At 68.4% G+C, this 5,827-nt stretch carries 7 protein-coding genes; 4 read left to right on the plus strand and 3 right to left on the minus strand.

Features of this window, described 5'->3' with window-relative positions; genetic code table 11:
- A partial coding sequence (hutU, locus tag Q0A33_RS00255) for a urocanate hydratase (protein ID WP_291791419.1) occupies window positions 1-1,690 on the plus strand: 1,690 nt, incomplete at its 5' end.
- A gap of 447 nt (window positions 1,691-2,137) precedes the next feature.
- On the opposite strand, the gene Q0A33_RS00260 is transcribed toward hutU, so the two are convergent.
- The gene (locus Q0A33_RS00260) at window positions 2,138-2,398 is read right to left on the minus strand and encodes a hypothetical protein (protein ID WP_291791422.1); all 261 of its coding nucleotides are present in this window, start codon (window positions 2,396-2,398) and stop codon (window positions 2,138-2,140) included.
- A gap of 78 nt (window positions 2,399-2,476) precedes the next feature.
- Between Q0A33_RS00260 and Q0A33_RS00265 the strand changes: the two genes are divergently transcribed.
- The 3 genes from Q0A33_RS00265 (at window position 2,477) to Q0A33_RS00275 (ending at window position 3,464) form a co-directional block, all read left to right on the plus strand.
- The gene (locus Q0A33_RS00265; protein ID WP_291791425.1) at window positions 2,477-2,707 is read left to right on the plus strand and encodes a CopG family transcriptional regulator; all 231 of its coding nucleotides are present in this window, start codon (window positions 2,477-2,479) and stop codon (window positions 2,705-2,707) included.
- Window positions 2,708-2,715: 8 nt separating this feature from the next.
- Window positions 2,716-3,117: a PIN domain-containing protein gene (locus Q0A33_RS00270; RefSeq protein ID WP_363316510.1), complete on the plus strand. Its 402-nt coding sequence runs from the start codon at window positions 2,716-2,718 to the stop codon at window positions 3,115-3,117.
- A 107-nt stretch (window positions 3,118-3,224) separates the two neighbouring features.
- Window positions 3,225-3,464, plus strand: a complete 240-nt coding sequence (locus Q0A33_RS00275; protein WP_291791431.1) for a hypothetical protein — start codon at window positions 3,225-3,227, stop codon at window positions 3,462-3,464.
- Between the two features lie 180 nt (window positions 3,465-3,644).
- On the opposite strand, the gene Q0A33_RS00280 is transcribed toward Q0A33_RS00275, so the two are convergent.
- Entirely contained in the window at window positions 3,645-4,550 is a 906-nt protein-coding gene (locus Q0A33_RS00280; protein WP_291791434.1) for a DUF2332 domain-containing protein, read from the minus strand.
- 24 nt (window positions 4,551-4,574) lie between these two features.
- Window positions 4,575-5,522, minus strand: coding sequence for an NAD(P)-dependent oxidoreductase (locus tag Q0A33_RS00285; RefSeq protein ID WP_291791436.1), 948 nt, complete (start codon window positions 5,520-5,522; stop codon window positions 4,575-4,577).
- Window positions 5,523-5,827 lie beyond the last annotated feature (305 nt).

A 5,827-nucleotide genomic window follows, 5' to 3' on the forward strand; every position in this document is an offset into this window, starting at 1 on the left:
GGCCCACACCACGCACGATCCCTCTCGCGTGATCCGCGCGCCCCGCGGCACGGAGATCACGGCGAAGTCCTGGCAGACCGAGGCGCCCAAGCGCATGCTCATGAACAACCTCGACCCCGAGGTGGCGGAGCGCCCCGAGGATCTCGTGGTCTACGGCGGCACGGGCCGCGCGGCCCGCTCCTGGGAGGCGTACGACGCGATCGTCCGCACCCTCGACGAGCTCGAGTCCGATGAGACCCTCCTGGTGCAGTCCGGCAAGCCGGTGGGCGTGCTCCGCACCCACGAGTGGGCGCCGCGCGTGCTCATCGCCAACTCCAACCTCGTGGGCGACTGGGCGAACTGGGAGCACTTCCGCAAGCTCGAGGCCGAGGGGCTCATGATGTACGGCCAGATGACGGCCGGCTCGTGGATCTACATCGCCACGCAGGGCATCCTCCAGGGCACCTACGAGACCTTCGGCGCGGTGGCGCGCAAGCGGTTCGGCGGCACTCTGGCGGGCACGCTCACCGTCACCGCCGGCTGCGGTGGCATGGGCGGCGCGCAGCCGCTGTCCGTCACGCTCAACGGCGGCGCGTGCCTCATCATCGACGTGGACGAGACGCGCCTCAAGCGCCGTCAGTCCAAGCGCTACCTCGACGAGGTGGAGACGGACCTCGACGCCGCTCTCGCCAAGGTCCTCGCCGCCAAGCAGGAGAAGCGCGCTCTCTCGGTGGGCCTCGTGGGCAATGCCGCGGAGATCCTGCCGCTGCTGCTCGACCGTCCCGAGGCCGCCGAGGTCGACATCGTCACCGACCAGACCTCCGCGCACGATCCCCTGTCCTACCTGCCGCTCGGCGTCGCGCTCGACGACTGGCACGACGAGGCCGAGGAGGACCCGGAGAAGTTCACGCTCCGCGCGCAGGAGTCCATGGCCGCGCACGTGCGGGCGATGGTGGAGTTCCAGGACCGCGGTGCCGAGGTGTTCGACTACGGCAACTCGATCCGCGACGAGGCGCGCAAGGCCGGCTACGACCGCGCCTTCGAGTTCCCCGGCTTCGTCCCCGCCTACATCCGGCCGCTCTTCTGCGAGGGCCTCGGGCCGTTCCGCTGGGTGGCGCTCTCCGGCGATCCCAAGGACATCGAGGTCACGGATGCCGCCCTCAAGGAGCTCTTCCCGGAGAACGAGCACCTGCACACCTGGCTGGACGCCGCGCAGGAGTACGTGGAGTTCGAGGGCCTGCCCGCGCGCATCTGCTGGCTGGGCTACAAGGAGCGGCATCAGGCCGGGCTCCTCTTCAACCGCCTGGTGGCCGAGGGCAAGGTGTCCGCACCCATCGTGATCGGCCGCGACCACCTGGACTCCGGCTCCGTCGCCTCGCCCTACCGCGAGACCGAGGGCATGGCGGACGGCACGGACGCCGTGGCTGACTGGCCGCTGCTCAACGCGCTCGTCAACACCTCCTCGGGTGCCACGTGGGTCTCTCTGCACCACGGCGGCGGCGTGGGCATGGGCCGCTCCATCCACGCTGGCCAGGTCTCCGTGGCCGACGGCACCGAGCTGGCGGCCCAGAAGCTCGAGCGCCTGCTCACGAACGATCCGGGCATGGGCGTCCTGCGCCACGTGGACGCCGGCTACGACCGTGCGCACGAGGTGGCGAAGGAGCGCGGCATCTGGGTGCCGAGCGACGAGGAGCTCGACCACCGCGCGTGAGGTGCGCGGGGTGTGAGGTGCGACCGATGCGGGGCCGCCTGATCCGGGTGGGGCTCGCCGCCTGAAGAACGGAGCGTCGCTGCCTCACTGCAGCTCCGCCTTGCCCCACCGCGCCTCCGGGTTCATACGCTGCGACGTATGAACCCGGAGGCGCGGTGTCGCGTAGTGCGACGAGGCGGCCCGAACCGGCAGCGGGCGCCTCAGAGCGAGCCGGCTGTGGGGACCCGTGTGACGATGCCCAGTGAGGTGACGGCTCTGGCGAGGCGCGCATCCAAGGTGAGGAGAGGGCATTCGAAATGCAGCGCGGCCGCAACGTGCGCAGGACCTCAAGGGGAGTGTGCGCCGGTGCCGCCCATTCGGAGTCTGTGCGCATCTCCGCCCTGCACACGTCGCCCAGTGAGCTGGAGTCTGCGAGTGCTCGTACCCACACGCCGGCATCCAGGACGATCACACGAGCTCTTCCCGATCCCTGCCGAAACCGTCCTCACGGCCTTCGCGGACGATCTGCTCCGGCGCCGGTGAGGTGGGGAACTCTATGCGCATGGGGGAGGTGCTGGTGATGAGGACGACGTTTCCGGAGTACCGAGCCTCACGTATGAGCACGCCGAGCAGATAGGCCTGCATCGACTGTCCCCGCTGTGCGGCCTGCGCGGCGAGAGCGCTGCGGACCTCCTCGGGGACTTCGCGGATCTGGAGTGCAACACCCATGCATGCGGTCTGCATGCATGGGTGTCCGGGAGGCGGTGATCCCTGGTGATGCATGCATGATGCGGGTATGATGCATGCATGAGGACCACTGTGAACCTGCCGGACGACATAGATGCCCGGGTGCGCGCTCTCGCGGAGGAGCGCGGCCAGTCGGTCTCCGCTGTCCTCGTCGACCTGGCTGCCCGTGGGCTCGAGCAGCTTTCCCGCCCCGTCGAGATCAGATACAGCGAAGTGTCCGGTACTCCGTGCATGGACCTCGGCCGGAGGGTCACGTCTGAAGAGGTTGCCGAGCTCATCGAAGAGGACTGATCGCAGTGGTGACCCAACCGCCCCTCCTTGACGCGAATGTGCTCATTGCGCTGACTCAGATCGGTCACGTCCATCATGGGGCAGTGGATCTGTGGAGCGCAGCTCGAAGTTCCCTCGCGGTTTCGCCGGTGGCGGAAGGTGCGCTGATGCGTTTCGTGGTGCGGTCCGGCGGCACTGCAGCTGCGGTGCAGTCCCTTCTCGATTCCCTGTACCAGCAGGAGCGCTATGTCTTCTGGTCGGATTCGCTCTCCTACGCGGCAGCGAAGTTGGACAGCGTGCGCGGGTACAAACAGGTGACGGACTCGTACCTGGTCTCTCTCGCGGCCTCGCGGGGAACAGTCCTCGCTACCCTCGACAAGGCACTGTGCCTGCGATACCCCACGCATACGGAGCTGGTGCCGGCGAGCTGAAGGCGACCGGGTGATCTCAGGATCGTGCTGATTCCTCCCGTGTCAGACCCTCCGCACAGAGTGAACGGCGTGAGCCCCACCGCGGAAGCCCACGTCTCCGGAGCCTCATGGATGAAGACGCTGCGTGGTCGTTGCTGCGCTCGGGGGCGTCTGCGCAGGCGTGGGTGGAAGCGCACCTGGCGGAGGGGCAGGCGTTGTCGAACCGCGAGGTTGTTGCGGCGACCGGAATCGATTCGAAGGAAGCGACCGCTCTGTTTCGCTTCCTCAAGCAGATCGGCACGGCGGTGAAGGACCCTGAAGGGCCGGATCGCGGAGCCGGAGTGCGGTGGATCGCCAGTGACCGATGAGTTGCTGAAACAACCCGAAACAACTGCAAAGAACTGAGAACAACTTCTTGACCTGCAGAGACGCGTCTGTGGAGGGAGGTTCGGGCGTGGCAGTCGTCTCCCAAGTCGTTTGGCAACGTGCCAAACGACTTCAGGTCGGACGCGTACCTGCACTCCTGTGGCGGCGCCGGGCTGGTCCGTTCAGTCAAGAGCCTCACAGCTCTGTCCATGCGGTCCTGTGCGAGCGATTGGCACACCGTCGACGCACAGGACGAACCTGCCATCCGGAACGAGAGTGTGCTCTTCCGCAAGGTGAGGCAGCACATTCACGCCTTCGTTGCTCACCCACACGAGGTCCTTCCGGGCGAGCATTCGATCGGAGAACGTGCGACGGTCCTCCGCGCTGAGGTAGGCGAGCACGGCCGTGTGGAAGACGACGCCGGTGGCCTCTGCCGGCGCCGCGGCGACCAGGGAGTCGAGGGAAGCGCTGAGATCGCCCTCCACGAGTACCGGTGGATCCACTGCTGCGATCGCCGCCGCCGCTTCGAGGCGTGAGCGCCTCTGCTCGTGCTCCGGCCATTTCAGAGTGCTCAGCCACGCCCGGTCGCCCGCATCTGTGACGTCGAGAGGGTTGAGATCGATTCCCGCACGCCATACGACGTGGGGCAGGCGCGATGGAGTCGACACACCGTCGAGCGCGCACGGGAGGACGGCCGTGCTGGGACCGTCCGCGGGATCGAGCGGTATTGTCGTCCCTTCGCCGGTGAACTCGTAGCTGTACCGGTCCGGGTAGAGACACAGACCTGCCGAGGCTCCTACTTCGATGAGTGCAAGGGGCCCGGCGAGGGAGGACAGGAAAGGGAGGAGAGCCGCACAACGGCCCGCTTCGTTCGTCTGCGTCGCACGTTCGAGGACGGTCCGTCGGACCGGTTCCCAGTGATCGCGGACCCACTTCCCGAACGACGAATAATCCGACGGGGGTGCTCCACAGTGCCTGGCTGCGGCGAAAAACAGGTTCGGCTGCCGCTTCCCGGCGGGAAGCTCCAGAAGGAGGCGGAGGAGGTCCTCGTCGTCGGCGACACCGCGCGCGACCACAAGAGAGCCCATGTGCCCTATCCTTCCTCGCGGCACTCAGCCGTCGAGGAAGATGTCCAGTTCGAGGTCCTCTTCACGCACCGAGTCTTCTGCGCCGCCCGCGCCGCCCGCGCCGCCCGCGCCGTCTGCCCCTCCACCGGGCAGATAGCCGCTGAAGTCCGTGACGCCCTCCTCGCGCAGCACGTCCTCGTCGATGAGGAAGCGACCGGTGCATGCCGCGGGATCGCGGGTGAGGATCGTCCACGCCGCATCGGCCATGATCTCCGGAGTGCGGCTGCGCGCGGTGAGCGCATCACCTCCCAGGACGTTCTGCACGGCTGCCGTCGCGATGGTGGTGCGCGGCCACAGACTGTTCGCCGCGATGCGCTCGTCCCGCAGCTCCTCCGCCAGCCCCAGCGTCACGAGGGACATGCCGTACTTGGACATCGTGTAGCCCAGGTGCTTCCCCGCCCAGTGCGGGTTGAGGTTGAGCGGCGGGGACAGCGTGAGCACGTGCGCACCATCCGCCGCCTTCCGCAGATGCGGCAGCGCGGTCTTCGCCAGGAGGAAGGAGCCGCGGGCGTTGATGTCCTGCATGAGGTCGTACTTCTTCATGGGCAGCTGGTCCGTGGGGGAGAGGTCGATGGCGCTCGCGTTGTTCACCACGACGTCGATCCCGCCGAATGCCGCCGCCGTCCGTTCCACGGCCTCGGCCACCGACTCCTCGAAGCGCACATCGCCGATGATCGGCAGCGCCCGTCCGCCGGCCGCCTCGATCTGCGCGGCAGCCGTGTGGACGGTGCCCTCCAGCTTGGGGTGCGGCTGATCCGTCTTGGCCATGATCGCCACGTTGGCCCCGTCGCGCGCGGCCCGCAGCGCGATCGCGAGGCCGATGCCCCTGCTGCCGCCGCTCATGAGGAGCGTGCGTCCTGCGAGCGTGCGCCGGCCGGCGGTGTCGTGTGCCCGGCCGGTGGAAGTCCCGTCCGCCGCCGCAGCGCTCCCCACTGCCGTGCGGCCGTCACCTCCCTCCGCGGCTGCGCCTGCTCCGCCGTGTGCTTCGTCGCCGTGCGTCATCTCGCTGTCCTCTTCCTGTCCAGATCCTCGATCGCCTGCTGTGCGGCCAGGTAGCCGCACATCCCATGCGCCCCCGGGCCCGGCGGTGTGGCCGCCGAACACAGGTACATCCCCGGCCGCCTCGCCGCACGCGCCCAGTCTCCCCGAACCGCGCCCGTGCGAGCCGCACCTGCCGCTCCCGGCGCATCCGCGTCGGAAGCACTCGTGCTGAGGACGCCCGCACCACTTCGTGCGCC

Source organism: Brevibacterium sp. (assembly GCF_022712115.1).
Taxonomy (GTDB): domain Bacteria; phylum Actinomycetota; class Actinomycetes; order Actinomycetales; family Brevibacteriaceae; genus Brevibacterium; species Brevibacterium salitolerans.